The following is a 26,992-nucleotide window of genomic DNA, read 5'->3' on the forward strand; positions in this document are numbered from 1 at the left end:
CATCGTTATCCTTTGGATTAGCGAGACTATGAAATTCAAGGGGAGCGTTCATGAAGGCCGCAATAGAAAGCCGGTTTGCGGAGCAGGTTGAGTTCCTGCGCGAATTGGTCAAGGTGCCAAGCGATAACCCGCCGGGGGATACGGAGCGCCACGCAATGCGGACTGCTGAGCTGCTTGAAGGCCTTGGCTTTACCGTTGAAAAACACCCTGTCCCAGAACCATTTGTGCGCCAGAACGGCATGGTGTCTGTCACCAACCTGATTGTGCGCGAAAAATTTGGCAGCGGTCTTGGCCCTGTGATTGCGCTGAACGCCCATGGCGATGTGGTGCCTCCGGGTGAAGGCTGGTCAAAAGAGCCTTATGGTGCTGAGATTGAGGATGATGCGCTTTATGGGCGCGGGGCGGCTGTTTCCAAGGGAGATTTTGCCACTTACGCTTTTGCGCTTCTGGCACTGCGTGAGTATGCCGACGAGCTGGAAGGTTCCGTTGAGTTGCATCTGACCTATGATGAGGAAGCTGGTGGGTTTGTTGGCCCGAAATGGCTGCTGGAGCAAGAGCTGACCCAGCCGGACTATGCCATCTCCGCAGGCTTTTCCTATGCCGCCACGACCGCGCATAACGGCTGTTTGCATATGGAAGTGATCTTCCGCGGTCGTCAGGCCCATGCGGCTATGCCCGAAACTGGCGCTGATGCGTTGCAGGCTGCCACACCGGTTCTTGCTGCGATCTATGCTGAGCGGGAACGACTGACGTCCATTCAAAGCGAGCAGGACGGCATTGGGTCACCTCAGATCACCGTTGGTCTCATTTCCGGTGGTATCAACACCAATGTGGTGCCGGATCGGGTTTCTCTGCGCGTAGATCGACGGTTGATCCCGGAAGAAAACGGCGAACAAGTGGAAGAGCAGCTGATTGAGCTTATCGAGTCTGTTGTGCCGGAGGACTGCGGGGTTGAAGTGGAATGTCGGCGTATCATGATTGCCGAACCGCTTCGCGAGCTGCCGGGTGCCAAGAAGCTGATTGAAGCGCTGAAATGGCCTGCCAAAGAGGTTCTAGGCATTGAGCTGAAAGCCACGGGTGCACCGCTTTATACGGACGCTCGCCACTATGCAGAGGCTGGCATACCAACTGTGCTTTATGGTGCCGGGCCGCGCACGATTGTGGAGGCAAACGCCCATGGGGCTGATGAGCATCTGCAATTATCGGATCTGAAGGCCGCTACGATTATTGTGGCGGATGCCTTGAAGACACTTCTTCGATAGATGAGAAAAGCCCGGATGATCCGGGCTTTTTTGTTAGCTGACGCGGCCAGATAGGGCCGTGAAAATCCCAGCTCCCAGAAGGCCTGTGCCGCCGACCTTGTTCAGGCGCTTCAATGTGCTTGGGCCGTTGACTACTTTGCGCAAACCACCGGCCATGGAGACCCAGAACAGGGTGTTGATGCCGCCGAGGGTGACGAAGGTCAGACCCAGAATGAAGAACTGGGTCAGTACTGGCTGGGTTTGATCCACGAACTGAGGCAGGAACGCTACGAAGAATAGCATTCCTTTGGGGTTGAAGGTGGTGACCAGCAGCGTATCGCGGAAGATGCGCTTGGCCGGGACCACGGGCATTTCAACCTGAGCTGCCACGCCGGAGTTGGTGCGCCACATCTTGATGCCGATGTAGATGAGATAAGCCGCTCCAATGTACTTCATGATCTGAAAGAGCATAGCAGAGGTTGCCAGAACCGCGCCAAGGCCAGCCAATGCAGCGGTGATGGCAAACATATCGCCCAGCATCACACCGGTGACGGAGGCAACAGCTGCGCGCTTGCCCTGACTGAGGCTGTAACTGATGACCATCAATACGGTTGGGCCAGGAATGATCAGCAGCAGCATGCTAGCGGCGGCAAACGCAAGCCAAGTTTCAAATGCCATAAGGAAACTCCGAGAAGTCCAGAGCAGGACTGAAAGAGGTGTATTGATTATGAGCTTACCCACGGAGCGCGCGTTTGGGTAGTGGGGCTGTTTTGAGAAAATCTGGAGTGAGTTTGAGCTAACAGCACTTGCTCTTTTACGGGAACTTGCCGGACAGAGCGATGAACAGGCCGGCACTTAGCAAACCGGTGCCACCAATTCTGTTGAGCCGTCTTGCGCTTTTTCCGCCCATGAGCATAGTCCTGCAACTGCCGGCCATGGAGGTCCAGAACATGGTGTTGATGCCGCCCAGAACGACGAAGGTCACACCCAGCAGCACAAACTGAGGGATGACTGGGACAGTGTCATCCACGAACTGGGGGAGAAAAGCGACGAAGAACAGCATGTCTTTGGGATTGAAGGCTGAGACGAGGAAGGTGTCTCTGAAGATATGAAAGCGGGAGGTTGCGGTGATTTCGAGCTGGCCTTTGACGACGGACTTCCTGCGCCACATGCTGATGCCCAGATAGATGAGATAGGTGGCGCCTGCATATTGGAGCAGGTCATAAAGCAGGGCTGAGGTGGAAATGACGGCCCCCAGACCAGCCAGAGCGACAGAGATAAGAAGGATGCTTCCCAAGCTCACCCCGAGGCTGAGGCGATGACGGCTCGCAGGCCCTGACTGATGCCATAGCTGGAGACCATAAGGACGGTTGGACCGGGAATGATAAGCAGGATGATACAGGCGATCACGTAAGTCAGCCAAACCTCGACGGCCATGACGTTTCTCCTGAAACACTGTTGAGACCGGGAGAAATAGGCGCGAAATGTGACCAAATTTCTGTTCAGCACATGACGAAATACAACATTGGAAACAATAGTTTACGCCTCACATATTGTTTCAGTTTCTGCCCATGTTTGATGAGATTTTGAGTGGTTGCTTGCTGTTGCGCGAAGAACGCTCTTAGCTGCCAGAATATGGTTTGTGCCAGACCTTCAGCTTGCCGGATGTTTCAAATCCAGCCGCACGGGCGTTCAACAGTGCGTCCCCCCGGGCGTAGCCGGTCACCGGCTTCTCCGGCTTCCACCTATGCAGCAGTGTAGCTATTTGCCTGAAGGTGTGGGGTGAAAGGTCTTCTGCAAAGAAGTTTGACAGGCCAACCGAGGTGCCAGCATGGTTGCCGATGAAGCCTTTGGTGATTTTTGATCCTTCCAAATAGCCCCAGAATTCGAAATCAGGATTGTCCAGCAGTTTTGGTGGGAACATCGCACGATCCGTCTGGTTCCCGGCGTTCTTCCAGCTGGCCTCCCAACTCTCCAATTGCTCTGGAGTGGAGATTAACTGCCAGTCTGAGATGTCTGCCAGAACAGGTGCTTCCAGATATAACCAGCTGGCATCAAAGAGTGTGCTGAACCCGAGTGTTTCCAGTGGAAGATCCGCAAAACTGTCCTTGATGAAGATGGGAAAGGATGTGTTTGCAGTGAGTTCGTTGATGGTTTGAAGTGATGCCGCTGGCTTCAACGTCACGATGCTTGAATAGAACGGTAAGGGCTGTTCGGAGGTGTAAAACAGCCCCGAAGACCACTCAAACGAAACCCCATGTGCCTCAAACATATGCCTGTAAAGATCCGCATTGTTATCAACAGCCTCTTGCTGCTGTATCGTCTGGTCCGTCTTCGTTTGCACGTGCTGTCGCTCACCTAGCTGATTGGAACGTGCATCATAGGTGAAAGTGTGTGGTGATCAATATCCCGCCGCCGCATAGGGGCCTTTGCCTTCTCGGTAGACGAGGAGGGTTCGGGTGTAGGAGAGGGCTTCCTGGGCGGTTTGGTCGTGGGCGACGGTTTTTACGGTCAAAATGCCCTGATCTGGTCTGGAGCGGCTTTCGCGCGTCGCCAGGACTTCGCTTGTGACTTTGAAGCGGTCTTCTGCGTAAAAGTGGCGAGAAAGTTTTGTATCGGTCCAGCCTAGATTGGCAACCACGCGGCCAAAGGTGGAGGTGGTGGCAGCAGTGACGAGGGAGAGCACGTGGAGTTCTGAGGCGGGCAAGCGGTCTCTGCCGTAGATGTCCCGGGCGAACTCTCTGTCGTTGTATAAAGGGTGCCACTGCATGGTCTGGACGGCATGGCGGAGCATGGAGGAGGGATGCAGGGTGATTTCCGGGCTGTGTTCGAAGATCTGACCCTTGGCAAAGCCTTCAAAGAAGATGCCAGTTGCTTCCTGCAGGGAGCCATCCTCGCGCTGATGATAGGCCAGAAACCACGGATTGCTGCAGGTGTTGGGCTGATTGCCCCAGACCGGATGCTGGCCTTTTTTGAAGATACTGACCGTGTACGTCAGGTTGGCGACCTCGACGCCATTCTGATTGGTGCAAGAGGCTTTTACAGTGACATTGCCCGTTTTGCCGCTGGTGTTGTCGGTCTTTATGATCTGACTGGTGCAGTAGAGAGTGTCGCCGCCGAAGATGGGGGCGGTCATGGAGATATTCTCGAATGCCGTGATGCGTTCCTTGCGGGCGAAGGTCTTCCAACTCATGCCGAAGATCTTTTGCAAGGTGAGCGTGGAGACGACCAGCGGCTTTTTAAACTCGGTCTGGGCGGCGTAGTGCTCGTCATAATGCAGCATTGCGGAGTTGAGGGTGTCAAACGCTTCCTCTGCATTTTCCTGCTGAGAAACCGTCATACCGGGGCGATGATGAAACACCTGGTCTTCAGCAAATTCTTCGAAGTTCAGGCCATAGATCTCCAGAAACCGTGTTTCGGAGATTTGTGCGTAGGCTGAGTACATGGCGGGCTCCTTTCAGCCTAGTAGATGGTCAGTTTCCTGGCCTCTTCGCGCAGCTCATCGCGAAACTGAGGGGCGGCGAGCTCGATGAGAGCGTGGGCGCGCTCAGAGGTGGACATGCCGAACAAGTTGGTGCAGCCGTATTCTGTGACAACGAAGCTGACGTCGTTGCGCGGGGTGGTGACGATGTTTTGCAGGCGCGGGACGATCTTGGAAACCGTGCCGTTTTTCGCCGTTGCATGGGCTGCGAGCACGGCGATCCCTTCTTTGGAGCGGAAGGCGCCGCGCACAAAGTCCAGCTGCCCGCCACTGCCGGAAATCTGGCGCCAGTTGACGGATTCTGAGGCGACTTGCCCGAAGAGATCGATCTCGACGAAGGAGTTGACGGAGACCATGCGGTCGTTCTGCGCGATGATGTGTGGGTTGTTGACGTAGTGAGCCGGATGGCAGGCCATAGTGGGGTTGTTGTCCATGAAATCGTAGTAGTCGCGGTTGGAAAACAGGGCGACGTTGAACACGGAGTGGCCCACATCCAGCTGCTTGTAGCGGTTGGAGACGTTACCGGCCTGTATCAGCTCTATCATGGTGTCACCGAGCACCTCGGTGTGCACGCCCAGATCATTCTTGTGTTTCAGACGTTTGCCAACCTCATTGGGCACGGCGCCGATGCCCAACTGCACACAGGCATGGTCCGGCACCAGGTCTGCTACGAAATCGGCGATTTTGCTGTCTTCCGGGCTCTCGGCCTTTTCAGGAACAATGGTGAGTTCACTGGTGTGCTCGATGATGGTGGAGACCTGCGAGACGTGGATGACGCCCGGCCCGAAGGTGCGGGGCATGTTGGGATTGACTTCCACAATGAGCTTTTCAGCGGCAAAGGCGAGCGGAATGGACATGCTGCCATCCACCCCAAAGCTGAAGTAGCCGTGCTCGTCCATGGGGGAGACCTGAAAGAGGTGCACATCCGGCTTGCCACGGCGGGCCAGCACGCCTCTGGCATAGAGGCTGAAGTGTTCCGGCAGATAATGCGGGATGATCAGGTCTGGATGACTCTCGCTCATTTCCTGTGCCCGGTCGGCCAGCTGGCGCACGCTGCCGCCCAGAAACGGGCAGAGCAGGCGGATGCGTTTGAGGACCTCCACGTTGATGTACTGATCGACCACTTCTTTACCTGAGCGCAGCAGGTAGACATCCGGCGTGCCAGTGAAATAGTCAGCGGCGGCAGCTTCACAGAAGGCGCGGGTGAGGCGTGGAGGGGTGCCGCAATAGCAGCCAAAGGTGATCAGGCTTGTGTCTCGTGCCAGCGTTTTGATGGCCTCATCGGGGCTCATTAGTTTTTGATGATACAGCTGATCATAGTTGGCGGCTGGCATGAGGCTCTTTCCGGGATTTGCTAGATTTGGACCAGCTTGATCCTATCTATTCTCAGGAAATTAATTGTTACTGAGCTACGTTCTGCCTTAGCGGCATCAATGGATTAAGTTGGAGTTCCGGTGTGAAGAGCCTGTTATTCTTACCTGCAGACAAAGCCCATCTTTTCTCAAAGGCAATAGCATCGGGAGCAGGGTGCGTGGTGCTGGATTTGGAGGATGGGGTTGCTGAAACGCAGAAGCCCGCTGCACGAGATCTTCTGCGTGGTTTGCAGGATCAGATACGGGAGCAGGAGGGGTGTGAGATCGGCATCCGCATCTCCTCACTGGGTACACCGGATGGCTTACAGGATATGCTGCGCCTTCAGGAGCTGACCCATCTGCCGGACTGGGTGTTCCTGCCTAAATGTGAAAGCCCTCGGGATCTGGAGCAGCTGGACCACTTGCTGCAGGCGCATCCCAGTAAGGAAATGACGCGGATCTGTGCGCTGCTGGAAACGCCTGCCGGGCTTTCCAATGCGGAGGCGATTGCATCTACATGCACCGCTGCACGCCTTGGCTTTTGGCTATGCGGACTATACGGCGGAGACGGGCGGTACCATGGGGTGGAACAGCCTTGTTTGGCCACGTGGACAGCTGCTGAATGCGGCGGTTCAGAACCATCTTTGGGCGATTGACGGAGTGTTTCTGGATTTCAACGATCCTGAAGGGCTTGAGGATGAGGCACAGAATGCGCGTGACATGGGCTACAATGGAAAGTTTGCCATTCATCCCTCTCAGGTCAGTGTGATCAACACCTGCTTTGAGCCAAGCGATGAAGAGGTTCAGTGGGCGCTTAATGTGCTTGAGCAGCAGAAAAACTTTGCGGGTCAGGGTGCCTTTGTGGTCGATGGCAAAATGGTGGATGCGCCAGTCATCTTACGCGCCCGCCGTGTGCTGGGATTGACGGATAGTGATGCTCATCCATGAGGTTTTAAGAGGTTACGTGCAGTGCTGCACTCTCTGTTCTTTCAAGCAAATGTCTATCTCCGCGCCGTCATGTGTTTGCTTGTCTTGCTAAATGTTTATTTATGTATAGTTGTAGTATAATATAATAAATTGGCGCATAATTATGAGTAATTCCATAATCTACCTTATGCATATTTGGCGATAATTCACGATGGAAGGGGTTATTTTAAGTATAAGTTGGTTTATGGGTTTGATTTTGCTTTCGGTCGGTGGTCTAGGTGAGGGGTGTTTTCCGAAGAGTGGACTGGCAACTGAGAGAGACTCAGGTGTTCTGCATATCCTCGTATTTTCTTTTACGTAGAAAGACTAAGATACTGAATTCATTTCACTTTACGGAAATGTATGTCCTTGAATACATGATTTTTAGGGATGTGATTTGGGTTTGAAAGAACAAGCTTTTTTAACTTTGAATGACCCTGCTGAAACGCTGTTAACCGCAGAAGTATCCTTGAAATATCATCTCTTTTATACTTACCAGAAGGTTTGTTAGGCTTGCTGTAAATGCAGGTATTTTGTGCTCGCATTTGGAAAATTTAGCTGTCCCTGTATGCTTTTGGGCCGCTCTGGCCCGAACAGGTTTAGGAGCCCGTCATGTCTATGATGAGAGCAGCGGTTGTGCGTGAATTTGGTGCGCCGCTGGACGTGTGTGAAGTTGAAAAACCTACAGTAACTGACGACACAGTTGTGGTGAAGATTGAAGCCACAGGCGTGTGCCATACAGACCTTCATGCTGCTGAAGGTGATTGGCCGGTCAAGCCGACGCCAGCCTTTATTCCGGGCCATGAAGGCGTTGGGATTGTGGTTGAGAAAGGCCGCAATGTGACCTCGGTGAAGGAGGGGGATCGTGTCGGAATTCCCTGGCTCCACACGGCTTGTCGGTGCTGCAGGCACTGCGTAGATGGCTGGGAAACCCTTTGCGAAAACCAGCAGAATTCAGGTTACAGCGTCAATGGCAGCTTTGCAGAATATGCTGTGGCGGATCCGAATTTTGTGGCTCATTTGCCAAAAGAGCTTGAGTTTGCGCCAGCGGCTCCAATCCTGTGTGCAGGTGTGACAGTCTATAAGGGCTTGAAGGAAACCGAGACAAAACCGGGGCAAACCGTCGTGATTTCCGGTATTGGCGGTCTGGGCCATCTGGCTGTTCAGTACGCTAAAGCCATGGGTTTGCATGTGATTGCGGTTGACATTGCGGAAGACAAACTGGAGCTTGCAAAGTCTTTGGGCGCTGACATGACGCTTAATGCCTTCAAGTGTGATCCGGTGGCAGAAGTGCAAGCCGGCGGCGGTGCTGAGGGCGTGTTGGTGACAGCGGTGGCTGGCAAGAGCTTCCAGCAAGGCGTTGGCATGCTGGCCCGTGGTGGCACGATGAGCCTTGTGGGGCTGCCACCAGAAGATTTCCCGCTGAACATTTTTGATATGGTGCTGAACCGCAAAACACTGCGTGGTTCCATTGTGGGTACGCGAAATGATCTGCGCGAGTCTTTGGAGTTTGCTGGCGATGGCCAGGTCGCAGCGCATTACACCACAGAGCCGCTGGACAACATCAACGACATCTTCGATCGCATGCGTAATGGCAAGATTGATGGTCGTATCGTGATGGATATGTAAAAGCCTGATTTGAGTATTGTGATGCCGCAGACACATGCGTGTCTGCGGCATTGGCTTGTCTGTAGTTGGTTTGATGGAACGCGTTTGAAGCCAGTTCCGAGCTTGCCAGCACCACAAACCGTGCCATGGGGCGTCTATATCACTAATACGCATAAGGTAGATTATGGAACTAAATGATAAAAGGTCAGATTCTGATTAGTGGACTGACTTTATATGGTTTTCGACGGCAGCTGCGATGCGCTGTGATGCGTGGCCGTCGCCAAACGGGTTTTTGCGGTCGATCTTTGTCCGCTCACATTTCAGAATATGTGCAGCTTCGTCTGCGATTGTTTGCTCGCATGTGCCGACCAGTTTTGCAAGTCCGCTGGTCAGAGCTTCCGGTCGTTCGGTTGTCTTGCGCAGGATCAGCAGCGGCGTTCCGAACTCAGGCGCTTCTTCCTGTATGCCGCCGCTGTCTGTCAGGATCAGATCTGCATCCCGTTCCAACGCCACGAGCGCTTCATAGGACAGCGGCTTGACCAGATGAACGCGCCTGACGTTTTTCAGCACATCCTCAACAACGTCTCTGACCACTGGATTCGGATGCACCGGTAGAACCACCTGCAGATCATCATGGGTGTCGATCATGTGTTTTATGGCCTGGCAAATGCGGCGCATGGGATCGCCCCAATTTTCACGTCGGTGTGTGGTGACCAGTGCCAATCGCTTTTCAGGCCCCAGTACGTTCTTTAGCTCATGGAGCTCTCGTGCTGGTTTGATCTTCTGAGCCAGATGGCGCACGGCATCGACCACGGTGTTTCCGGTGGTGAGGATTTTGTCTTCGCTCAGGCCTTCGCGCAGCAAGTTGTCTTTGGCGATGGATGTTGGCGCGAACAGTCTGTGACAGAGTTGATCCGCCAGCCGCCGGTTCGCTTCTTCGGGAAACGGGTCCGTCAGCTCGCCGCTGCGCAGACCGGCTTCCACATGCCCAACTGGCACGGCGCTGTAAAAGCTGGCAAGCGCACCAACGAAGCCTGTTGTGGTGTCGCCATGGACCAAAGCGTATTTGGGATGATGCACGGCCATATAGGCGTTGATGCCTTTGAGCAGTTCACCGGCTTGGTCGGCCAGTTTGTGGCTGGTGCTGGACACATCGAGCCAGTTGATTTGGGTGATGTCAAAGGACTTTAGCGCTTCGGATGCGATTTCGCGGTGCTGGCCTGTCATGAGAACATGGGCATGAAGATTTGGGCAGTTTGCGATGGCAGAGATAACCGGCGCCATCTTGATAGCTTCCGGGCGCGTGCCGATGACGCACAGGACTTTCGCCGCGCCCGATCCGATGATCTCTGGTTCCTTCATCCTATGTGCTTCTGTCCTTTATTGCGGCGTTGACGTGTTTGCTGTTTCCAGCTCTATGCCATTGCAAACCTTGGTGTTTTGCTTCAAAAACGTCTCAATGTCCCGGCTGTGCTTGTTATCGAACTTGAGCACGTGACTGGATAATGAGAACAATGCCACCGGGTTGCCCGGAGCAAAGCGAACGTTTTTCAGGCGGCTTTTCATGGTGCCAACGGTGGTTGGGATTGTCTTGAAATCAGCGGTGCGCGGGTCAATCTCAAAGATCTCAACCACTGGAATAACTGTATGTTTTTGCTTACGAAACGCTGTGCTGACCGCATTGTGCAGGCTGCGGCTGGAATAAGGTTCCATAAGCTTGGCCCCTAGCCCATCCTGCAAAAGCAAGATGTCCATGGAGGACTTGCTCATCAGCTTATCCCAGTGACCGGCCAGTTTCTTCGGTTTGCTGTTCAAATCAGTGTATCCAGATATGGCCACCGGGCCTGGCAAGATGCTTTTCAGGATTGCCCGGGTCTGGGTGGTGTACCTGGTGACGAGCTTTCTGAGGTTGCTATCCAACAGCAGTTCGCCGTCGATTTCATCTGAGATATACCAGCCCGCGAAAATCTTATTGGGCTCGGATGAGACATAGAGGATCTGCGCCTTCAGTGCTTTGGCGAGCTGCTGGTTTCCTGAAGGCGTTGATGCAGATAGCGCTGCCGTTCTGTTTCAGCTTTTCGATGAAGGACGGATCGTAACGCAGGCCGAACCAAATCTTGGCACCGGATTCATCTGCACCGCGGATCGCTGCTTCCACCCACATGGGAAGTTTGACTGGCTGGCTGACATCCGTGCCCCACAAGGTCCACTGCAAGACCACTTCATTTATGCCAAGTCTTTGATGTGAAAGGAGTTCACTGCGCCATAATCTGGGGTTAGGAAAATATTCATCGCCCCACGGTTGAATGAAGCTCATGCGGATAGGAATACATTCCGGCGCACCCGAATCTTGTCGTGCAAGGGTTTTATGTGGTGCTATGAATGTGAGGAAAGAGAGGCAGAACAGCCCAAAAATCAAGTACTTAAAAGTTTGCTTGTAGGCCGAGAAGAACCCGGCTGGTTTGGCTGTCATCGGTGTTCAGTACTTCATGTCCTACTCGCCCGAACACTTCCAGCTGAAGCAGGTCACCGTAGGTTTCGGTGTACCACCCTCTCCACTTCAAAGATGCTCCCAGCCCTGCTTCTATGGCGACAGCGCTGGTTTGGGAGTTCCAGTTTCCGCTGCCTATGGAATACGCAAAGGGCGACAAAATCAGGTTAGGATCGAGCCTAAAAGTGTAACCAAGTCGGCCATCTCCATAGAACAGGATGGTTTTTTCGTTTTCGAAGAAACGACCACCTTCCACGTAAAGACTGACGTAAGGCTCTTTGTCGATGGGCTCACCGGAGTACATATCGTAAAGGGGCAGGAAGTCGTTTCCGGTGGTAAAGGACCAAAGCACCCTCCCCAGCCAATTGTCTTCGGTAATGCTGCCGCCCTTGAAGAAACGTTCCAGACCGATTTTGAGGTTCTGGGTCATAAAGGGCTTGAAGCGCAGGCCGACGATGGTTTGGTAGGTGTCCGGATTAGGGCGGAAGCTGTAGCGCTCGTTGAGCCATTGGGCGCGGGCGATAATCTCGAAGACGCGTCCGTTCTGGTAGCCGATCACCGGTGGTCGCCACGCCACCTCCAGGGAGCCAAATGGGCTACTGGAGGGAATGCCGAGGATGGCGCCTGCGAAGTCCTCTTCGTCTTGCCGTGATGGGCTGGCACCGTCGAAGAACAGGAAGCTGATCGGGATTTCAAGGATGCGGAGCTGGCGCTGGAAACGCTCCAGTTTGCCCTGCTCGTAGATGTCGAGATGCTGCTGGTTCAGGGCATGGATTCGCTTGCGAAACATTTCAGCAGCCTTCTTGTTCTCAAAGGCTGCCAGATAGGTGTATGCGAGGTCTTCCTCCAGATTGGCCTGATCCGGTTTTTCATGCAGCGAGTGCTCAAAGCGCGTGATGGCGAGGTCGTAATCGCCCTGTGCCCGCGCCAGATAGCCACCGAGGGCCAGAGTGGCCGGGTTGGTTTTATCTGAGGACGGCAGCTGCTCATATTCGGCCTCAGCTTCCTGCAATTGATCCAGCTGGAACAGAACCTGAACTACAGAGAAGCGATTGTCAGGTGTTGAGGATATGGCACGTGCTCTGCGGAAGTCGTCCAGAGCGCTTTCCAGCGCCTCGTAGGATTGATCGCCTTTGTGGAGGGTGAGCTGTGCTCTGGCGGCGTAATAGCCTGCCATTTGCTCCTGTGAGAGCTTTGCGGGGTCGAGATCGGCCAGAAGCTTTTCTGCTTGCGCATAATCCATCTGGCGCAGGTTGATGAAGAGCAGCGCCATGCCAGCGGTCTGGTCGTCGTGTTCTTCAAAGCTCTCCTCAAACCATTCCTCAGCTTCTTCGATCTCGCCCAGTTGCTGATAGAGGAAGCCCAACTGATTGGCTGTGGCTAGGCTTGGGCTCAGCTCATAGGCTTGCTGAAGCTCCTGACGGGCCTTGTCCCTATCTCCCAGACGCAAATAGAGGCTTGCCAGTGTCAGGTGTTTATCTGCGCTTGCGGGCTGGGCCAGTGCTTCTTCCTGAGCACAGGCCAGCGCTTCCAGGTTGCGGCCCAATGAGCGATAGGCTTCGCACTTGATGGCCATGATGCGTCGATGTTCTTGGTCTGGTCGAGCTTCTGGACCAGCATCAGCGCGCGTCTGGGGTGATTGAGCTGTAAGGCCAGATAAGCTGCTTCCAGCCGTGTTTCGACTGCCGGGTTTAGCCTCAGAGACTGGCGGTACATCCTTTGCGCCTCTTCCGGCTGGTCTTCTGTTTTCAGGAGCCGTGCCAGCGAGAGGAAAGACGCGGCGTACATCTCTTTGCTCTCAATAGTCAGGTTCGCCGTGTTGGTGTAGGCGAAAACGTAGTTGAGCCACATGTTGGCCGTGACGTCCTTGGCGGTACTTTCCTTCAGCATCAGGTAGGCTGGCAGGACGAGCGTAGGATCGGGCTGAAGCTTCCAGTCCGCGATCAGATAGTCCAGCGTGCTTGTCCAGTCCTCATTTGTGGCCGAAACGGCGGCCAGATCAAACAGAAGTCGTGCATAGGCTTTTTTGTCGTTCTCATTAAAGGCACCGGCAGCACGGGCTCGTTTGGCGCGGGCCAGAGCATCCTGAAGCACTGCGGAGGCGATGCGGTGTTTATTGGAGAGAAGGGCGACCTGCCCGCGCTTTGCCGTGATGCGCCAGTTGGGCATCAAGGCTTCAGCTTCCTTCAATACTTCGTTGGCGAGGTCCAGATCCCCTGCTCTTCGCGCCAGATCAGAGAGTGTTTGCAGCAGCTCCACCCATGCTTCCGGTGATTTTTGCCGGTCTGTGAACTGGGTGATGGCGCGCAGTTCCACAAGGGCGTTGATGGCCTGCGTTTCCCAGCCGTTGGCGAGCGCGACCTTACTGAGCTGGAGGCCGTACTCCGGACTGCGGGTGAGCTTGATCAGCAACCGACCTGCGGTGACGGCTCTGGCGTCATCTCCGGCGCGGATGGCGATGTCTGCGAGCGCCAGATAGTAGTTGGCGGCTTCTTCCGGTCCTGAGGCCTTGGTGTCCAGAATTCTGCCATCTGCGGTCAGCAGTGCCATTTCCGCTTCAGCGCTGGAGCCTTTCTTCACCAAAGCATAGGCGAGCTGCACCCGTGTCGATAATCCTAGAAGGTCAATGCGACCGGGAAGGAGGAAGGCTAGCAGTTCATCAAGGTGGCCGGAGTTAAGTGCGGCGGCTGACAGGGCTCTTGCGAAGGTGCGTTGTTCCAATGCGGAAGACTGGCGCCCTGTGAAGAGACCATTCATTTCACCCCGAAGCAGCAAGCGGTAGGCGTCTTCGTCCTTGCCTTGCTCTAAAAGCAGGAAAGCTTCATTGAGGATTGCTGTGCGCTGGGTTCTGGGCGCATTATCCAGTTTGGAGAGTTCATCCCACTCGCTGCGGGCTTCTTCCAGCTGATTGAAGTTGCGCAAGAGGTCGGCGCGGATCAGGCGCTGTCGCGGTGTGGCGGCGCCCAGCTCCCGCAGGATGTTGAGGGCGTGGAGCGCTTCCTTTGTTTTGCCGAGCTTGATGGCAGCTTCTGCGGCGCCGGCCAATGCTTCCTCCCGATCACTCGGCAGCAGCTTGCCGGTTTCGATGGCGAGGCGGAAGTCATCAAAGGCCTCGGCATACTCGCCCGTGAGCATTTGCAGGTGGCCGAGGGAGAGATAGCCGCGACTGAAAGCGGGTGCGAGGGTTTGCAGGGTTTCCAGTTGGTCGATGGCTGCCAGTGGGCGGTTGAGGCCAATCAGGAGCTGAACCTTTTGCCAACGGGCGACCAGATGATCAGGATCCTGTTTGAGCAGCTCATCCAATTCGCGCAGGGCATCTTCTGTTCTGCCTTCTGCCAGTAATCGGTAGGCCAGATCCAGCAAGGGGTATGAGCGGTAATCGCGCCATTTGCTTTGCAAAAGTGACTGGCTGTCCTGCCTGTCCTTCAGCAAACTGATGTAATAGGCATCCTTTTGAGCGTTGGTGTATGGCGTGTTGCCAGAAATGGTGCTCGGTTCAGGCTGAGGAGCCGGGTTCTGGGACTGGGTTGGAATGGACAGGCCCAGAGCAAACATAACCACCCACAGCAGATAGAATGCCGAGTTCCGGTTTGCCTCCTTTCGTGCGTTGTGGGATGAGCGGAAGCGGGTCATGTGGGCGCTTCCTGTTTCACCGGGATGTTATGAAGCTGTCATCATCCGGATAGTCGTGGGCTGTTTTGTCCCATCCGATCACCTCGCCTGTGCCCAGATGGCGGATCCATGTTTTGATGGCGCGCATCATGGCGATGTAATTGATGATGATGGAAACGAAATAGCGCAGGGTGACAGGCGCCAAAGCGCGCAGGCCGTAGTGGTAGCCGGTCCAGATATGACGTTGAAGGAGACGGTGGGCCAGCAGAAGCACGTTGAACCAGATCACGTACCAGAACGGGCTGTTTTCCGGCAGTAACGGAGGCAAGTGGTAGGCGTCTGGTGCGAGGTGCTCATAAGCGCGCAGGCACCAGTAGAAGATGAGTGAGATATAGCCGATGATGATGGCGTGGCTGAAGAACACCATCTTCCTGTCGCGCCAATAAAAGTACTTATCGGCGAGCCCTCCTTTCCACCCCAGCTGCGCCCAACCCTGAAACGCGATGCCGATGGTCCAGCGGGTTTTCTGGCGCACGCTCTGCCAGAAGCCGGAGGGAAACAGCTCCTGGGTGACTGCGAAGTCCGTGTGATCGCTCTTTTGGGATGGATGGACCCAGAGCAGGCGGTGGGTGAGCCCCTTCCCTGTAAGCCTCATAGCCAGATCATAGTCTTCTGTGAGTGAGCCGGTGTTGAAGACTTCCGGGATGCCGCTGTCATCTGTTCCGGATATGGACTTGGCGGTCTCAATTGTCTTCTTGGAATAACAGGTGCCAACGCCTGCGCCGGGGACGGTTCCGGTCAGAAACCCTCTGACGAGCACTTCCTTGGAGTGGAACTCGGCGAACTCGTCCATATAGTGGCCTGCTGTCAGGTCTCGTCGGCGGCGTGGCAGGGACAGAACGGGCAGCTGGACTACATCGGCCAGCTCCAGACTGGCGTTGAAGATGTGCAGGGCGTTTGGATTGAGGATGTCTTCGGCATCCTGCATGACTATGCCTGCAAAGGAGATGTTCTGCTCCTGTTCGAATTTTTCTATCTCCGCGATGATGGTATTGACGCAATCGGCCTTGCAGGTTGGGCCGGGGTTGTTGGTGACCACGACCCGCAGGTTCTCATGCTCTGCTGCGAGCCGGTTTGCGGCCTTCTGAGTAGCCTCGTCATTGGGATAGACGCCGATGAAGATCCAGTAGGACGGGTAATCCAGCTTGCGCATGATGCCGGTGACAGCGGGATAGAGGATAGCTGCTTCATCCCACGCGGGCAGCATGATGGCGAGCGGCCTTGGTGGCACATGGCCGGTTTCGTCAAACAGGCGCTCTTCAGTGCGCCCTACGAGCGGGCCGCGATACCAGGCGACGAAGAAGTAGTAGAGTGTGTCAACAAACAGGTCATCCGCGCCCGACACCGCAAAGACATAGGAGGCGACGAGGAAGAGGCCCTGGGTAACAAGAAACAACAAGACAAAAGCATCTGTTACCAGCATTCTCCGGTAGACCTCTTTCGCAGTAACTGATCAAAGTTACCCTAGGAGATTCGGGAGAATGCCCTCAGTCATGGGATGTTCTCAGAGGATTGGGCGGAGGCAGTTATGACGTGGGAGGGAGTGCTGAGGCCCCCTCCTTTCTCCGTTTGTTTCGCCTCGTTAATTAACGCAGATTCAGGCCAAAGTTTTGCTCTGCTGCATCTCATCGATGTCGCTTTCAGAAAAACCAAGCTCCTGTAAAACCTGTGAAGTATGGTCTCCGGTTCTTCCTGCTGGTTCAGGCGTTTGCGGAACAGTGCGGCTGAAGCGCGGTGCGGGTGCTGCCTGTGTGACGCCGCCCAGACGGATGCGATTGGCGCGTTCGGTGTTGAGAGCGGCTGCGTTGGCCTCTTCAATGGAAAGTACCGGAGCAACGCAGGCATCTGTTCCGGCAAAGACGCCGGTCCAGTGATCCAGCGTGTTGGCTTTGATGGCCGCGCCGATCTGTTCTTCCAGTTTCGGCCATTCCTTCATGTTCATCTGGATCTTGGAGAGCTCTGGCGGCAGGTCCAACCCTTTCAGCAGTAATGCGAAGAACTGAGGTTCCAGAGAGCCCACTGACAGGTAGCGGCCATCGGAGGTTTCATAGCAGCGGTAGAACGGGGCGCCACCGTCCAGCAGGTTGGTCTGGCGCTTGTCCTGCCACAGGCCACGGCCCATCAAGGAGTAAATCAGGCCCATCATGCTGGTACGCCATCGACCATGGCCGCGTCGATCACTTGGCCCTTGCCGCTTCTGGAACGCTCAAACAAGGCTGAGAGCACACCCAGCAGGAGGAACATGGAGCCACCGCCATAGTCTGCGGCCATATTGAGAGGCGGTACCGGTGGGCGGCCTTCTTCGCCAATGGCGTGGAGCATGCCTGTCATGGCGAGGTAGTTGAGATCGTGGCCTGCAGCATGGGCCAGTGGGCCGTCCTGCCCCCAACCGGTCATGCGGCCATAAATCAGGCCGGGATTTCTTGCGAGGCATTCGTCCGGCCCCAGACCAAGGCGTTCCATCACACCTGGGCGGAAGCTTCGATCAGGATGTCGGCTTTTTCAATCAGGGAGAAGAATACATTGACGGCGCCTTCGCTCTTCATGTTGAGTGCGATGGATTTCTTACCGCGGCGGTTCACATCCTTGTCGATGCGCTCGCCGGTGCGCCTGTCTATGACGATGACATCAGCCCCAAGATCGGCAAGCAACTGTCCAGCCATGGGCGCTGGGCCGAGGCCTGCCATCTCCACCACCTGAAGTCCTGAAAGTGGTCCTGCTTTTGCTGCTGTCACGTATGCCTCCCCAGTCAGCCAAGTTCTGCGTGCATGAGTGCCCTTGGTGAGCGCTCATTGCCGGAGCTGATTGCTCCCAGTGCAGATTTGAGTATTCAGTCTACCTGACTTCTGCGCTGGGCGGATAACTCCGGCTCGCTTTCTTAGATCAACCTTAAAGTGGCTGAGGGTGGCTCCACAACTCTCCATTTGGTGAATAGCCTATCCATTAGGTTAAGAGAGATTGTGGGGGCTGGGAGTTTGAGGAGGTGCTGTCCGATGAGGCTTGATGATGAAATGCGTTCATCTGGCGGGCAGCATAGCAACTTAAAGTAACGCATGAATCTCTTAAGCCACGCAAATGAACGCACATAAGAACGCAAAACTACGCGGTTTAGAAAGATCTATATATTACAGCATGATACAACTATGTATTCAACATAGTTGTGAGGAGAAGGCTATCTGCCTGTTCCAGTGCCTCTACCACGGTAAAATGGTTTTTGCCCGGGTCCTCATAGGCCGTGACCTGCGTTTCAAAACCGCCCCACATGGCACAGTGAGCCGCATTCTGACGGCGGAACTCGGCAAGCTCTTCTGCCCCAACCCAGCCGGTAAAGCGCAGGTTATCAAGAGGTTCGTGCAGCACTGGACTTTCCGTCAGCGCCTCCGCCTCGTCGATATGCAACGTCTCGTTCATCGCCGTCCTGCGGATCGGCCGCAGATCGTAGACACCACTGATGCCAAGGATGTGCTTGATCCTGCCAGTGATACTATCTGGTATCATCGCGTTTTTACAGCCGAGCCTTGCTACCAAGTGACCACCAGCGGAGTGACCGGTCAGATGAATCGGTCCTTTAACTTGTTCAGCTGTAACTTCAAGAGCACGCTGCATCTGTTTGGTAATATTAGTTATTTTCGTATCTGGCAAAGGTCATAGGATGGCACCGCAACGGTGTAACCCATCTCCGTTGCCCCCTTTGCCAGATGGCTGAATGCGGACTTGTCGAAGGCCTTCCAGTACCCGCCATGGACAATCATGACGAGCCCTTTGGATGCCTCGGGAGCTTTGGGGAAGAAGAGGTCAAGCTTTTCTCTCTCCCCGCTTCCATAGGCGATATCCAGCTGGTTGTTTGATGTTTCGCGAAACGCTTTGGAGCGCTCAACCCATTGATCGAACAGCACTTGCGCGTTCGGCACTATGCCGGAGTTATGGTAAGCCGCGTCCCAATCCCGCATCACGTTATCCCGCTTTTGGCAGCACTGCTGTTGCTTCAATTTCCACCTTGGCCTGATCTTCCACCAGATCAGCCACCTGGATCATGGTCATGGACGGGAAATGACGTCCAAATACAGAGCGATAGGCCTCACCCACTTCGCGCAGACGTGCGGTATAGTCCTTCTTGTCGACCACATACCATGTCAGGCGCACCACATGCTCTGGCTTTGCCCCTGCTACGGCTAGGATTTCGCGAATGTTCTCAAGCGTTTGCTTGATCTGATCGACGAGGTCATCGCTCTCGAACACTTGCTGTGCGTTCCAGCCGATTTGTCCGCCCAGAAAGATCGGAGTGCCTTCCGCCATGATGCCATTGGCGTAGCCGGAGGCTGGCTTCCAACCTTCTGGCTGGAGATGTTTGAACAGTGCTTGTTGTGTTGTCATGAAGGTCCCTCTTCCTTCAGGAAAAATTCCAATTGTTTTCTAATGGTTTGCGGCCAACTTACAGGCTTTTTGTCCTCGCCTTTGACGTAGACAATGACTGAGCGGCTGGTAAGACGAAGCTCGTCCTCGCATGTCACCGTGAACTCCAGGTGGACGCTGGAACGGCCCAGCTTAGTCACCTGAAGTGCGAATAAGAGTGTGTCGCCAAGCTTGCTTGGCTTTTTGAACTCTGTTTCGATTTTTGCGGTGGGGACTGCATCCCCTTGATTTATATGAATGTCTACGAACGACGCCCCGAGCGATTGCTCGAACCACTCCTCGGTGACCTGATTGATCATCTCGTAGTAGCGGGGATAGAAGACAATTCCAGCCGGATCGCAGTGCTGGAATGCCACTTTTATCGTGCGTTCAAAGACCAAGGTATCTGTCCTTCATTTCCTCAGTGAGCGTGTCCGGACGTCCCGCCCAGACGGACTCGCCTTTTTCCAGAATGACGGCCTGATCCGCCAATGGCAGGAGTTCCTTCAAGGTCTTATCGACGATAAGGATGGACAGTCCTTCCTTCTTCAACTTGGCAATAGCCTGCCAGATTTCCCCGCGGACCACCGGCGCCAGACCTTCTGTTGCTTCATCAAGGATCAGCAATTTCGGGTTTGTCATCAGGGCTCTGGAGATAGCGAGCATTTGCTGTTCACCACCGGAAAGCGTGTTGGCGCTCTGGTTTTTCCTCTCCTTGAGACGCGGAAACAGGTCGTAAACGCGGTCCAGCGTCCACTCTCCTTTACGCGCAGCGGCAGTGAGGTTTTCCAGAACGGACAGGTTCGGAAAGCAGCGGCGCCCTTCTGGCACCAGTCCCAGCCCCAATCGTGCTGCCTTGTGGCTGGACATGCGGTTCAGGCTTTGGCCGCGGAACTCGATGGTGCCCTTGGTTGGTGTAACCATCTGGCAAATCGAGCTGATTGTGGTTGATTTGCCCATGCCGTTGCGGCCAAGCATCGCCACCATCTCACCTTCGTTGACGGTAAGGTTGACGCCGAACAGCGCTTGCGCTGCGCCATAGTGGGCTTCTAAGCCTTTGACTTCTAACAGCATCAGGCTTCCTCCCCGAGATAGGCTTCTCTGACCAACGCACTGGCACGGATCTCGTCGACGGAGCCTGACAGGATGGCCGCACCGCCTACCAGCACCGTGATGCGGTCAGCCAGACGGAAGACAGCATCCATATCGTGCTCAATGAGCAGGATCGGAATTTCTGGGCGAATTTCCTCAAGGAATTCAGTGAGCTGAACTGATCCTGTCGGGCCGAGACCTGCCATCGGCTCGTCAAGCAGCAGCGCCTTTGGTTTCATGGCCAGAGCACAAGCCACTTCCACCTGACGGCGCTCGCCGTGAGACAGTTCAGAGACCGCGATATCCTCACGTCCGCCAAGACCGACCTTTTTCAGCCAGTTTCCGGCGGTTTCACGCAGCTCCTGATCGGATTTGGTCTGCTTCCAGAACCGGAAGCTGGAGCCCTGACTGGCCTGTACAGAGAGCATCACATTGCGACGTGCACTCACTTCCATAGCCAGTGAAGAAACCTGAAAGCTGCGCCCTAACCCCTTGCGGGAGCGGCTGGCGACTGTCTCTGTAGTGACGTCTTCTCCATCCAGATAGATGCTGCCAGCGTCTGGTGTGATCCAGCCTGCAATCTGTCCGATGAGTGTTGACTTACCTGCACCATTTGGACCGATAAGAGCATGAATCTCATTGGGTTTCAGATCCAGACTGACGTTTTTCGTGGCCTGAAGCGCGCCAAAGTTTTTGTGCAGGCCTTTGACTTCAAGAACCGGTTTAGTCATGGCGAGCCCTCCCTGAGATCAAGCCCATCACACCGCCTCGGGCGAAGAGAACGACACCAAGCAAGGCGAAGCTAGCAGCAGCTGCCAATGTTCTGTCCATTCGCCGATGTAGGTTTCCAGCAGCACGAACAGTGCAGCGCCGATCACAGGGCCGTAGAGACGCCCTACACCGCCTAGGATGACAAACACCATGATCTCGCCGGAACGGTGCCAGGAGAGCATTGAAGGGCCTACAAAGCCGTTCAGCTCGGCAAATAGTGCGCCAGCAAGGCCGGTGATCATCGCCGAGATGACAAAACCGGTGAGTTTGATCGGGAATGGATCGATGCCAGACGTCGCCAGTCGGGTCTCGTTCATACGCGCTGTGCCGAGAGCTGCGCCGAAGCGGGAGCCTGATAAGCGAGCGGAGACAAAGATGGAGCCAAGTAGCAGAATGAAGCAGATAAGGAAGAACGTCAGCGCGCTTTCTGCATCCACCATTGGCAGTTCGTTGCGCAGGTAAATGGAAAGGCCGTCTTCACCGCCGTAAGTTGGCCAGGAGATGGCGAAATAGTAGATCATCTGGGCAAATGCCAGAGTGATCATGATGAAGTAGACGCCTTCCGTACGCAGAGAAATTGCGCCAATTGCAAGTGCAGCAAGGCCGCAGAGCACCATAGCGACAATCCAGATAATGAGCATCTGATTGGTGCCGGAAATGGCAAATGGCATGGCCATGAAGAGTGTTTCTTCAAAGCTGTGAAAGGCTGCAATGCCAGTGGTGTAGCCGCCAATACCAAAGAAAGCTGCGTGACCGAAGCTGACCATACCACCCTGCCCGATGGCAAAGTTGAGGCCTACGCCAGCGATCGCGAAGATGGTGATCAGGCTCGCCAGATTAACGTAGTAGTCTTCGCCAATGGACGACGCCCACAGAGGCAGCGCCAACAGGATTGCCATGACGGCGATGTTGACTAAGGTCTCGCGGTTGAACTTAGGCATGGTGACAGATTGCGGAGCTGTATCAGTTTGCTGCATTGAAGAGCCCCTTTGGTTTTACTGCCAGAATGCCAGCCATCATCAGGTAGATGAGCATGGAAGACAGAGCTGCTCCAACGCTGTTCGCGCTGGCGTTTTCCATGAAGAACTTCAGAATAACCGGCAGGAAGATGCGGCCAAGAGTATCGACCAGACCAATCAGGATAGAGCCGATCAAGCGCCTTTGATGGAGCCAATGCCGCCGATGACAATCACCACGAAAGCCAGAATGAGTACAGGCTCGCCCATGCCAACCTGAACGGAGCGCAGTGCGCCAACGAGTGTTCCGGACAGGCCTGCGATTGCAGCGCCCAGAGCGAAGACGATGGTGTAAAGCGTTTTGATATCAACACCGAGGGCTGCGATCATCTCGCGGTCGCTTTCACCCGCGCGGATCCGCATGCCAAGGCGTGTTTTGGAAATGAGCATGTAAAGGAGCACAGCAACGGCCAGTGCTGCCAGAATGATAAACAGGCGGTAGACTGGATAGGCTTCCACGCCCGGCAAGGCTACGGTTCCGCTCAGTGCCTCAGGGATGTTGAGGTAAAGCGGCATGGAGCCGAACACCATACGGGTGCCTTCGGAGAAAATGAGAATGAGCGCGAAGGTTGCCAGCACCTGATCCAGGTGATCGCGGTCGTAAAGCCTGCGGATGACAAGCATTTCGATGAGAGCGCCCGCTGCTGCTGCTCCAAGGACACCACCGCCCAGACCCAGCCAGAAAGAGCCGGTCTGCTGAGTGATCCAAGCGCAACAAAAGGCACCGATCATATAAAGCGAGCCATGAGCAAGGTTGATCAGGCCCATCACGCCGAACACCAGCGTGAGGCCAGCTGCCATCAGAAACAAAGTGAGACCGAATTGCAGCCCGTTCAATATCTGCTCAAAAATCAAAGCTGCCATCATTTATGATATTCCCGAGGCTTCTTTTTCATTATCAGATCAGTATGAGGGGATCAGCGGAGAAGAATTGGGATTCCCCGCTGATTAATAATGTTAGTTCAATAAGTTGACTTACTTCATGCGGCACTTGGATGCGTAAGCATCCTGATGGCCTTTGATTGCGACACCAACGATTTTGTTGGTGATCTGGCCGTCTTCTTTAATCACCTCACGGACGTAAATGTCCTGAATTGGGTGGTTGTTGTTGCCGAACTTAAAGTCACCGCGTACGGAAGCAAAATCTGCCTCTTTCAATGCTGCGCGGAACTCGTCCTTGTCGCTCACATCAGCTTTCGCCATTGCGGAGAGGATCAGGTTTGCAGCGTCGTAGCCCTGTGATGCGTAAAGTGATGGCAAGCGGCCATAAGCTTCCTTGAAGCCTTTGACGAACTTCGCGTTTACTTCGCTCTCGATATCCTTACCCCACTGAGAGGAGTTCGCTACGCCAAGGGCTGCATCGCCGATCGCAGGCAGAATGTCCTGCGAGAAGGAGAAGGCCGGCCCCATGACAGGCACATCAACGCCGGATTGGGCATACTGCTTCATGAACGCAATGCCCATGCCGCCAGGCAGGAAGAAGAACACGCTGTCAGCACCGGATGCGCGGATTTGTGCGATTTCTGCAGCGTAATCGTCCTGACCGAGCTTAGTGAAGAGCTCACCTGCCAGCTCACCCTTGTACATACGCTTGAAGCCCTTCAGAGCGTCCGTACCAGCTGGGTAGTTTGGTGCCAGAATGAAGGTCTTTTTGTAGCCTGCTTTGTTGGCGTGCGACCCCATTGCCTCGTGGAGGTTGTCGTTCTGCCAAGCCACGTTGAAATAGTTTTCGTGGCATGCTTTACCCGCCAGTGCAGATGGGCCTGCATTCGGGCTGACGTAAAGTGTGCCTTTGCGGGTGGCTGACGGAACAACGGCCATGGCAAGGTTGGACCAGATAATGCCGGTCAGAATATCAACCTTGTCTTTTTGAATGAACTTATCTGCCAGTTTTTTGGCAACGTCCGGCTTGCGGGCGTCATCTTCTACCAGCAGCTTAACATCGGAAGCGCCTGCCTGTTTGAGAGCGAGCTCAAAACCATCGCGGACGTCGATACCGAGTGTGGAGCCACCGCCTGACAAGGTGGTGATCATGCCGATTTTGACTTCGGCTTGCGCCACGCCAGCTGTACAACACAGAAGGGCGGCTACTCCGGCTGAAACGAGTTTTTTCATATAAGTTCCCCTGATTTATCCTCGACCGGTTGTTCCTTCAGGCGGAATCTTTGAATTTTCCCAGTCGCGGTTTTTGGTAGCGAATCTACCAGTTTAAGTGAACGAGGGTATTTATAAGGCGCTATAGTAGATTTTACATAGTCCTGAAGACGTTTGATGACCTCTGCATCTTGTGGGTGGTCCTCCACCAACACCACATGTGCTTCGACAATCTGTCCCCGGTCCTCATCAGGCACGCCTATAACTGCACACTCGGACACTTCCGGGCTGCTTAGCAAAGCAGCCTCGACCTCAGGTCCGGCAACGTTGTAACCGGACGTGATGATCATGTCGTCTGCGCGGGCTGCGAAGTGGAAGTAGCCTTTTTCATCCTGATAAAAGGCATCTCCTGTCAAATTCCAGCCGTCACGCACATACTTCTGCTGTCGGTCATCCTGCATGTACCGGCAGCCTGTTGGTCCTCTCACAGCCAGTTTGCCAACTGTGCCGCGTGGAACCTCCTTCATCTCTTCATCCACCACCTTTGCGGAGTAGCCTTTAATCACGCGGCCTGTGGTGGCCGGTTTGGCGTCTTCCAAGTGATTGGAAATAAAGATGTGCAACATTTCCGTTGCGCCAATTCCGTCCAGCATTGGTATGCCGGTTTTAGATTTCCACTGCTCGAAAACAGGTGCTGGCAGTGTTTCACCTGCTGAAACTGCGATGCGCAGCGAGGACAGGTCTGCACCCTCTTCCATCGCGGCCATCATGCGCGATAAGCCGTTGGAGCCGTGAAGGAAATGGTCGCCTTGTAGGTCTCAATGATTTCAATGAGCTGCTTCGGGCCAGCCGTTTCCAGCAAGGTTGCAGTTGCACCAAAGCGCAGTGGGAAGATCGCCAGACCACCGAGGCCGAACGTAAAGGCCAGTGGTGGACTGCCAACGAAGACGTCTGTTGGCTGTACGTCCAGTACTTCCTTAGCGTAGGCATCTGCGATGATCAGCAGATCGCGGTGGAAGTGCATGGTTGCTTTGGGCTGGCCGGTGGTGCCGGATGTAAAGCCCAGGAGGCAGACATCGTCCCTGCCCGTTTTAACGGCATCAAACTGCACTGGTTTTGACAGGGCGACTTTGTCCAGCTCTCCAGCGAAGTTGGCCGTGCCATCAAAGCTGACGATCTTGGTCAGATGGTCGTTCTGCTCCAGGCAAAGTTCCATCTCTTCCATAAGACGCAGATCGCACATAGCGAGTTTGATTTCGGCCTTGTCAACGATCTGGCTCAGCTCGCCTGCACGCAGCATGGGCATGGTGTTAACCACCACTGCGCCTGCTTTTGTGGCAGCAAGCCAACAGGCGACCATGGCCGGATTGTTGGCTGAGCGGATCAGAACGCGGTTACCCGGTTCGATACCGTAATCTTCCTGCAGGGCGCGGGCGATGCGGTTCGTCCAGTCCGCAAGCTCCTTATAAGTGCGTTTCCTGCCATTGCCGATGAGAGCAATGTTGTCACCAAATCCGCGCTCGACCATTTTATCGGTCAGCTCTACTGCAGCGTTGATGTAGTCTGGGTACTCAAACCCCTCCAGCTGAAAAACTGGCTGCTGATCAACTGGTGGCAGCCTGTCCCTTGTGAAGGTGTCCTTGTGTGCGCTTGGTCCCAGCATTTCTCCCCTCCTGAGAAAGCAATTGCCTTGCTACTATTATTTTTTGAACATCGGATGCGCCTTCGTAAATGCGAAGGGCTCTGATTTCGCGATAAAGTTTTTCGATAGTATTGCCTGAACGGACGCCCTCGCCGCCGTGGATTTGTACTGCCTTATCAATAATTTGTTGGGCCTGATCGGTCGCAAACTGCTTTGCCATAGCCGCTTCGCGGGAAACCCGTGCAGCGCCCATGTCTTTCGTCCAGGCTGCGCGGTAGATCAGGAGTGCGGATGCATCAATATCGATGGCCATTTCTGCCAGATGACCCTGCACCATCTGCATGTCTGCCAGAACGCCACCACCAAGTTTGCGGGTTGTGGCGCGGGCAACGGCTTCTTCCAATGCACGGCGGGCAAAGCCTAAAGCGGCAGCGCCAACAGTGCAGCGGAAGACATCCAGAACCGACATTGAAATCTTGAAGCCCTCTCCAGCTCCTCCAATGCGGTTCGCAGCAGGAACACGCAGTTGCTTAAAGCCCAACCGCGCCAGCGGATGCGGTGCCATTACATCGAGCCGTTCTTCAATGGTCAGGCCCGGTGTATCTGCAGGCACGATGAAGGCACTGATACCTTTGGCGCCCGGTGCTTCGCCCGTCCTTGCGAAGACAACGTAAAGGCCAGCAATGCCACCGTTGGAAATCCAGGTCTTTTCACCGTTCAGCACATAGTCATCACCATCGCGGATGGCTGATAGCTCTATGTTTGCAACGTCAGAGCCAGAATCTGGTTCTGTCAGTGCAAATGCAGAAAGTGTCTGACCTGCTCTGGTCTTGTTGAGCCACCGCTGCTGCTCCGGGGTGCCAAACAGACTGATAGCACCTGTTCCAAGGCCCTGCATGGCAAAGGCGAAGTCTCCCAGTCCGTCATGACGGGCCAGAGTTTCGCGCATGATGCAGAGGCTGCGGACATCCAGTGGTTTGGGATCTGCTGGATCAACGGCAGTAAGCTTTAGGAAGCCAGCGGTACCAAGATCATTTACGAGCTTGATACAGGCAGCATCCGTGTCAGAGTGGTCTGCGGGAAGGTTCTCGCAGCACCAGGTTTCAATAGATTCGGCCAGCTCTCGGTGTTTTTCTTCAAAAAACGGCCATGTGAGGAAAGTGGTGTCAGCCAT

At 54.7% G+C, this 26,992-nt stretch carries 24 protein-coding genes and 4 pseudogenes; 4 read left to right on the plus strand and 24 right to left on the minus strand.

The annotated features are described in order from the left end of the window. Window positions 1-50: 50 nt before the first annotated feature. Complete coding sequence (locus JCM12308_RS21090) at window positions 51-1,262, plus strand: ArgE/DapE family deacylase (protein WP_054784979.1); 1,212 nt, start codon at window positions 51-53, stop codon at window positions 1,260-1,262. Window positions 1,263-1,295: 33 nt separating this feature from the next. Here the strand turns inward: JCM12308_RS21090 and JCM12308_RS21095 are convergent, their stop codons facing one another. From JCM12308_RS21095 to JCM12308_RS21115, 6 genes are all read right to left on the minus strand, one after another. After that, window positions 1,296-1,919, minus strand: a complete 624-nt coding sequence (locus JCM12308_RS21095) for a LysE family translocator (RefSeq protein ID WP_008547143.1) — start codon at window positions 1,917-1,919, stop codon at window positions 1,296-1,298. A 136-nt stretch (window positions 1,920-2,055) separates the two neighbouring features. Continuing rightward, window positions 2,056-2,538: a LysE family translocator gene (locus tag JCM12308_RS21100; protein ID WP_208978813.1), complete on the minus strand. Its 483-nt coding sequence runs from the start codon at window positions 2,536-2,538 to the stop codon at window positions 2,056-2,058. 2 nt (window positions 2,539-2,540) lie between these two features. Next, window positions 2,541-2,678 (minus strand): hypothetical protein, encoded by a 138-nt coding sequence (locus tag JCM12308_RS30620; RefSeq protein WP_208978814.1) that lies wholly within the window; start codon window positions 2,676-2,678, stop codon window positions 2,541-2,543. A 184-nt stretch (window positions 2,679-2,862) separates the two neighbouring features. Continuing rightward, the gene (locus JCM12308_RS21105; protein WP_054784980.1) at window positions 2,863-3,585 is read right to left on the minus strand and encodes a hypothetical protein; all 723 of its coding nucleotides are present in this window, start codon (window positions 3,583-3,585) and stop codon (window positions 2,863-2,865) included. A gap of 57 nt (window positions 3,586-3,642) precedes the next feature. Further along, window positions 3,643-4,686: a MaoC family dehydratase gene (locus JCM12308_RS21110; protein ID WP_054784981.1), complete on the minus strand. Its 1,044-nt coding sequence runs from the start codon at window positions 4,684-4,686 to the stop codon at window positions 3,643-3,645. Between the two features lie 17 nt (window positions 4,687-4,703). Next, window positions 4,704-6,056 carry an acetyl-CoA hydrolase/transferase family protein gene (locus JCM12308_RS21115; protein WP_054784982.1) on the minus strand — a complete coding sequence of 451 codons (1,353 nt, stop codon included), beginning with the start codon at window positions 6,054-6,056 and terminating at the stop codon, window positions 4,704-4,706. Window positions 6,057-6,178: 122 nt separating this feature from the next. Here JCM12308_RS21115 and JCM12308_RS30625 point away from each other — a divergent pair, with 122 nt between their 5' ends. From JCM12308_RS30625 to adhP, 3 genes are all read left to right on the plus strand, one after another. Then, window positions 6,179-6,730, plus strand: coding sequence for an HpcH/HpaI aldolase/citrate lyase family protein (locus JCM12308_RS30625; protein WP_208978815.1), 552 nt, complete (start codon window positions 6,179-6,181; stop codon window positions 6,728-6,730). Next, window positions 6,654-7,022, plus strand: a complete 369-nt coding sequence (locus JCM12308_RS32530; RefSeq protein WP_280138411.1) for an HpcH/HpaI aldolase/citrate lyase family protein — start codon at window positions 6,654-6,656, stop codon at window positions 7,020-7,022. The genes JCM12308_RS30625 and JCM12308_RS32530 overlap by 77 nt, the downstream gene beginning before the upstream one ends. Window positions 7,023-7,652: 630 nt before the next feature. Then, window positions 7,653-8,669 carry an alcohol dehydrogenase AdhP gene (gene adhP / locus JCM12308_RS21125; protein ID WP_008547091.1) on the plus strand — a complete coding sequence of 339 codons (1,017 nt, stop codon included), beginning with the start codon at window positions 7,653-7,655 and terminating at the stop codon, window positions 8,667-8,669. A gap of 195 nt (window positions 8,670-8,864) precedes the next feature. Here adhP and wecB read toward each other — a convergent pair whose 3' ends face one another. From wecB to JCM12308_RS21200, 18 genes and pseudogenes are all read right to left on the minus strand, one after another. Beyond that, the gene (wecB, locus tag JCM12308_RS21130; protein ID WP_054784983.1) at window positions 8,865-10,010 is read right to left on the minus strand and encodes a non-hydrolyzing UDP-N-acetylglucosamine 2-epimerase; all 1,146 of its coding nucleotides are present in this window, start codon (window positions 10,008-10,010) and stop codon (window positions 8,865-8,867) included. An 18-nt stretch (window positions 10,011-10,028) separates the two neighbouring features. Continuing rightward, window positions 10,029-10,658, minus strand: a complete 630-nt coding sequence (locus JCM12308_RS30635) for a DUF4434 domain-containing protein (RefSeq protein ID WP_373282400.1) — start codon at window positions 10,656-10,658, stop codon at window positions 10,029-10,031. After that, window positions 10,618-11,121, minus strand: coding sequence for an alpha-amylase family protein (locus JCM12308_RS30640; protein WP_208978817.1), 504 nt, complete (start codon window positions 11,119-11,121; stop codon window positions 10,618-10,620). The genes JCM12308_RS30635 and JCM12308_RS30640 overlap by 41 nt, the downstream gene beginning before the upstream one ends. Continuing rightward, entirely contained in the window at window positions 11,072-12,715 is a 1,644-nt protein-coding gene (locus JCM12308_RS30645; protein ID WP_208978818.1) for an NfrA family protein, read from the minus strand. Before JCM12308_RS30645 ends, JCM12308_RS30640 begins: the two co-directional genes overlap by 50 nt. After that, a complete protein-coding gene (locus tag JCM12308_RS30650; protein WP_208978819.1) occupies window positions 12,607-14,772 on the minus strand; it encodes a tetratricopeptide repeat protein in 2,166 nt (721 codons plus the stop codon). Before JCM12308_RS30650 ends, JCM12308_RS30645 begins: the two co-directional genes overlap by 109 nt. A 16-nt stretch (window positions 14,773-14,788) precedes the next feature. Continuing rightward, a complete protein-coding gene (locus tag JCM12308_RS21145) occupies window positions 14,789-16,234 on the minus strand; it encodes a glycosyltransferase (protein WP_054784984.1) in 1,446 nt (481 codons plus the stop codon). 174 nt (window positions 16,235-16,408) lie between these two features. Then, window positions 16,409-17,546 (minus strand): annotated as a pseudogene (locus JCM12308_RS33110) (CaiB/BaiF CoA transferase family protein). A 406-nt stretch (window positions 17,547-17,952) separates the two neighbouring features. Then, window positions 17,953-18,417: an alpha/beta hydrolase family protein gene (locus JCM12308_RS30655; RefSeq protein WP_208978820.1), complete on the minus strand. Its 465-nt coding sequence runs from the start codon at window positions 18,415-18,417 to the stop codon at window positions 17,953-17,955. 17 nt (window positions 18,418-18,434) lie between these two features. Beyond that, the gene (locus JCM12308_RS30660; protein ID WP_208978821.1) at window positions 18,435-18,761 is read right to left on the minus strand and encodes an alpha/beta hydrolase; all 327 of its coding nucleotides are present in this window, start codon (window positions 18,759-18,761) and stop codon (window positions 18,435-18,437) included. 4 nt (window positions 18,762-18,765) lie between these two features. Continuing rightward, complete coding sequence (locus tag JCM12308_RS21160) at window positions 18,766-19,185, minus strand: RidA family protein (protein WP_008547140.1); 420 nt, start codon at window positions 19,183-19,185, stop codon at window positions 18,766-18,768. After that, entirely contained in the window at window positions 19,182-19,604 is a 423-nt protein-coding gene (locus JCM12308_RS21165) for an acyl-CoA thioesterase (RefSeq protein WP_083416401.1), read from the minus strand. The genes JCM12308_RS21160 and JCM12308_RS21165 overlap by 4 nt, the downstream gene beginning before the upstream one ends. Then, a complete protein-coding gene (locus tag JCM12308_RS21170; protein ID WP_054784985.1) occupies window positions 19,594-20,277 on the minus strand; it encodes an ABC transporter ATP-binding protein in 684 nt (227 codons plus the stop codon). The genes JCM12308_RS21165 and JCM12308_RS21170 overlap by 11 nt, the downstream gene beginning before the upstream one ends. Beyond that, entirely contained in the window at window positions 20,277-21,026 is a 750-nt protein-coding gene (locus JCM12308_RS21175) for an ABC transporter ATP-binding protein (RefSeq protein ID WP_054784986.1), read from the minus strand. Before JCM12308_RS21175 ends, JCM12308_RS21170 begins: the two co-directional genes overlap by 1 nt. After that, window positions 21,019-22,043 (minus strand): annotated as a pseudogene (locus JCM12308_RS21180) (branched-chain amino acid ABC transporter permease). The gene JCM12308_RS21175 and the pseudogene JCM12308_RS21180 overlap by 8 nt, the downstream one beginning before the upstream one ends. Beyond that, window positions 22,030-22,949: pseudogene (locus JCM12308_RS21185) on the minus strand (branched-chain amino acid ABC transporter permease). Before JCM12308_RS21185 ends, JCM12308_RS21180 begins: the two co-directional pseudogenes overlap by 14 nt. Window positions 22,950-23,057: 108 nt before the next feature. Further along, window positions 23,058-24,197 (minus strand): ABC transporter substrate-binding protein, encoded by a 1,140-nt coding sequence (locus tag JCM12308_RS21190; protein ID WP_054784987.1) that lies wholly within the window; start codon window positions 24,195-24,197, stop codon window positions 23,058-23,060. Then, window positions 24,194-25,839: pseudogene (locus tag JCM12308_RS21195) on the minus strand (AMP-binding protein). The gene JCM12308_RS21190 and the pseudogene JCM12308_RS21195 overlap by 4 nt, the downstream one beginning before the upstream one ends. Then, complete coding sequence (locus tag JCM12308_RS21200) at window positions 25,781-26,992, minus strand: acyl-CoA dehydrogenase family protein (RefSeq protein WP_054784988.1); 1,212 nt, start codon at window positions 26,990-26,992, stop codon at window positions 25,781-25,783. The pseudogene JCM12308_RS21195 and the gene JCM12308_RS21200 overlap by 59 nt, the downstream one beginning before the upstream one ends.

This window comes from Pseudovibrio denitrificans JCM 12308, assembly GCF_001310815.1.
GTDB lineage: Bacteria > Pseudomonadota > Alphaproteobacteria > Rhizobiales > Stappiaceae > Pseudovibrio > Pseudovibrio denitrificans.

What these genes read in the sequence shown, in the direction of transcription:
- JCM12308_RS30650 (WP_208978819.1), bottom strand. Translation starts at nt 14,772, where the DNA reads ATGACCCGCTTCCGCTCATCCCACAACGCACGAAAGGAGGCAAACCGG.
- JCM12308_RS30640 (WP_208978817.1), bottom strand. Translation starts at nt 11,121, where the DNA reads ATGACAGCCAAACCAGCCGGGTTCTTCTCGGCCTACAAGCAAACTTTT.
- JCM12308_RS21200 (WP_054784988.1), bottom strand. Translation starts at nt 26,992, where the DNA reads ATGGCTGACACCACTTTCCTCACATGGCCGTTTTTTGAAGAAAAACAC.
- adhP (WP_008547091.1), top strand. Translation starts at nt 7,653, where the DNA reads ATGTCTATGATGAGAGCAGCGGTTGTGCGTGAATTTGGTGCGCCGCTG.
- JCM12308_RS21110 (WP_054784981.1), bottom strand. Translation starts at nt 4,686, where the DNA reads ATGTACTCAGCCTACGCACAAATCTCCGAAACACGGTTTCTGGAGATC.
- JCM12308_RS32530 (WP_280138411.1), top strand. Translation starts at nt 6,654, where the DNA reads ATGGGGTGGAACAGCCTTGTTTGGCCACGTGGACAGCTGCTGAATGCG.
- JCM12308_RS30660 (WP_208978821.1), bottom strand. Translation starts at nt 18,761, where the DNA reads ATGCGGGATTGGGACGCGGCTTACCATAACTCCGGCATAGTGCCGAAC.
- JCM12308_RS21145 (WP_054784984.1), bottom strand. Translation starts at nt 16,234, where the DNA reads ATGCTGGTAACAGATGCTTTTGTCTTGTTGTTTCTTGTTACCCAGGGC.
- JCM12308_RS30655 (WP_208978820.1), bottom strand. Translation starts at nt 18,417, where the DNA reads ATGCAGCGTGCTCTTGAAGTTACAGCTGAACAAGTTAAAGGACCGATT.
- JCM12308_RS21190 (WP_054784987.1), bottom strand. Translation starts at nt 24,197, where the DNA reads ATGAAAAAACTCGTTTCAGCCGGAGTAGCCGCCCTTCTGTGTTGTACA.
- JCM12308_RS21170 (WP_054784985.1), bottom strand. Translation starts at nt 20,277, where the DNA reads ATGCTGTTAGAAGTCAAAGGCTTAGAAGCCCACTATGGCGCAGCGCAA.
- JCM12308_RS21095 (WP_008547143.1), bottom strand. Translation starts at nt 1,919, where the DNA reads ATGGCATTTGAAACTTGGCTTGCGTTTGCCGCCGCTAGCATGCTGCTG.
- JCM12308_RS21115 (WP_054784982.1), bottom strand. Translation starts at nt 6,056, where the DNA reads ATGCCAGCCGCCAACTATGATCAGCTGTATCATCAAAAACTAATGAGC.
- JCM12308_RS30645 (WP_208978818.1), bottom strand. Translation starts at nt 12,715, where the DNA reads ATGGCCATCAAGTGCGAAGCCTATCGCTCATTGGGCCGCAACCTGGAA.
- JCM12308_RS21175 (WP_054784986.1), bottom strand. Translation starts at nt 21,026, where the DNA reads ATGACTAAACCGGTTCTTGAAGTCAAAGGCCTGCACAAAAACTTTGGC.
- JCM12308_RS21090 (WP_054784979.1), top strand. Translation starts at nt 51, where the DNA reads ATGAAGGCCGCAATAGAAAGCCGGTTTGCGGAGCAGGTTGAGTTCCTG.
- wecB (WP_054784983.1), bottom strand. Translation starts at nt 10,010, where the DNA reads ATGAAGGAACCAGAGATCATCGGATCGGGCGCGGCGAAAGTCCTGTGC.
- JCM12308_RS21160 (WP_008547140.1), bottom strand. Translation starts at nt 19,185, where the DNA reads ATGACAACACAACAAGCACTGTTCAAACATCTCCAGCCAGAAGGTTGG.
- JCM12308_RS30620 (WP_208978814.1), bottom strand. Translation starts at nt 2,678, where the DNA reads ATGGCCGTCGAGGTTTGGCTGACTTACGTGATCGCCTGTATCATCCTG.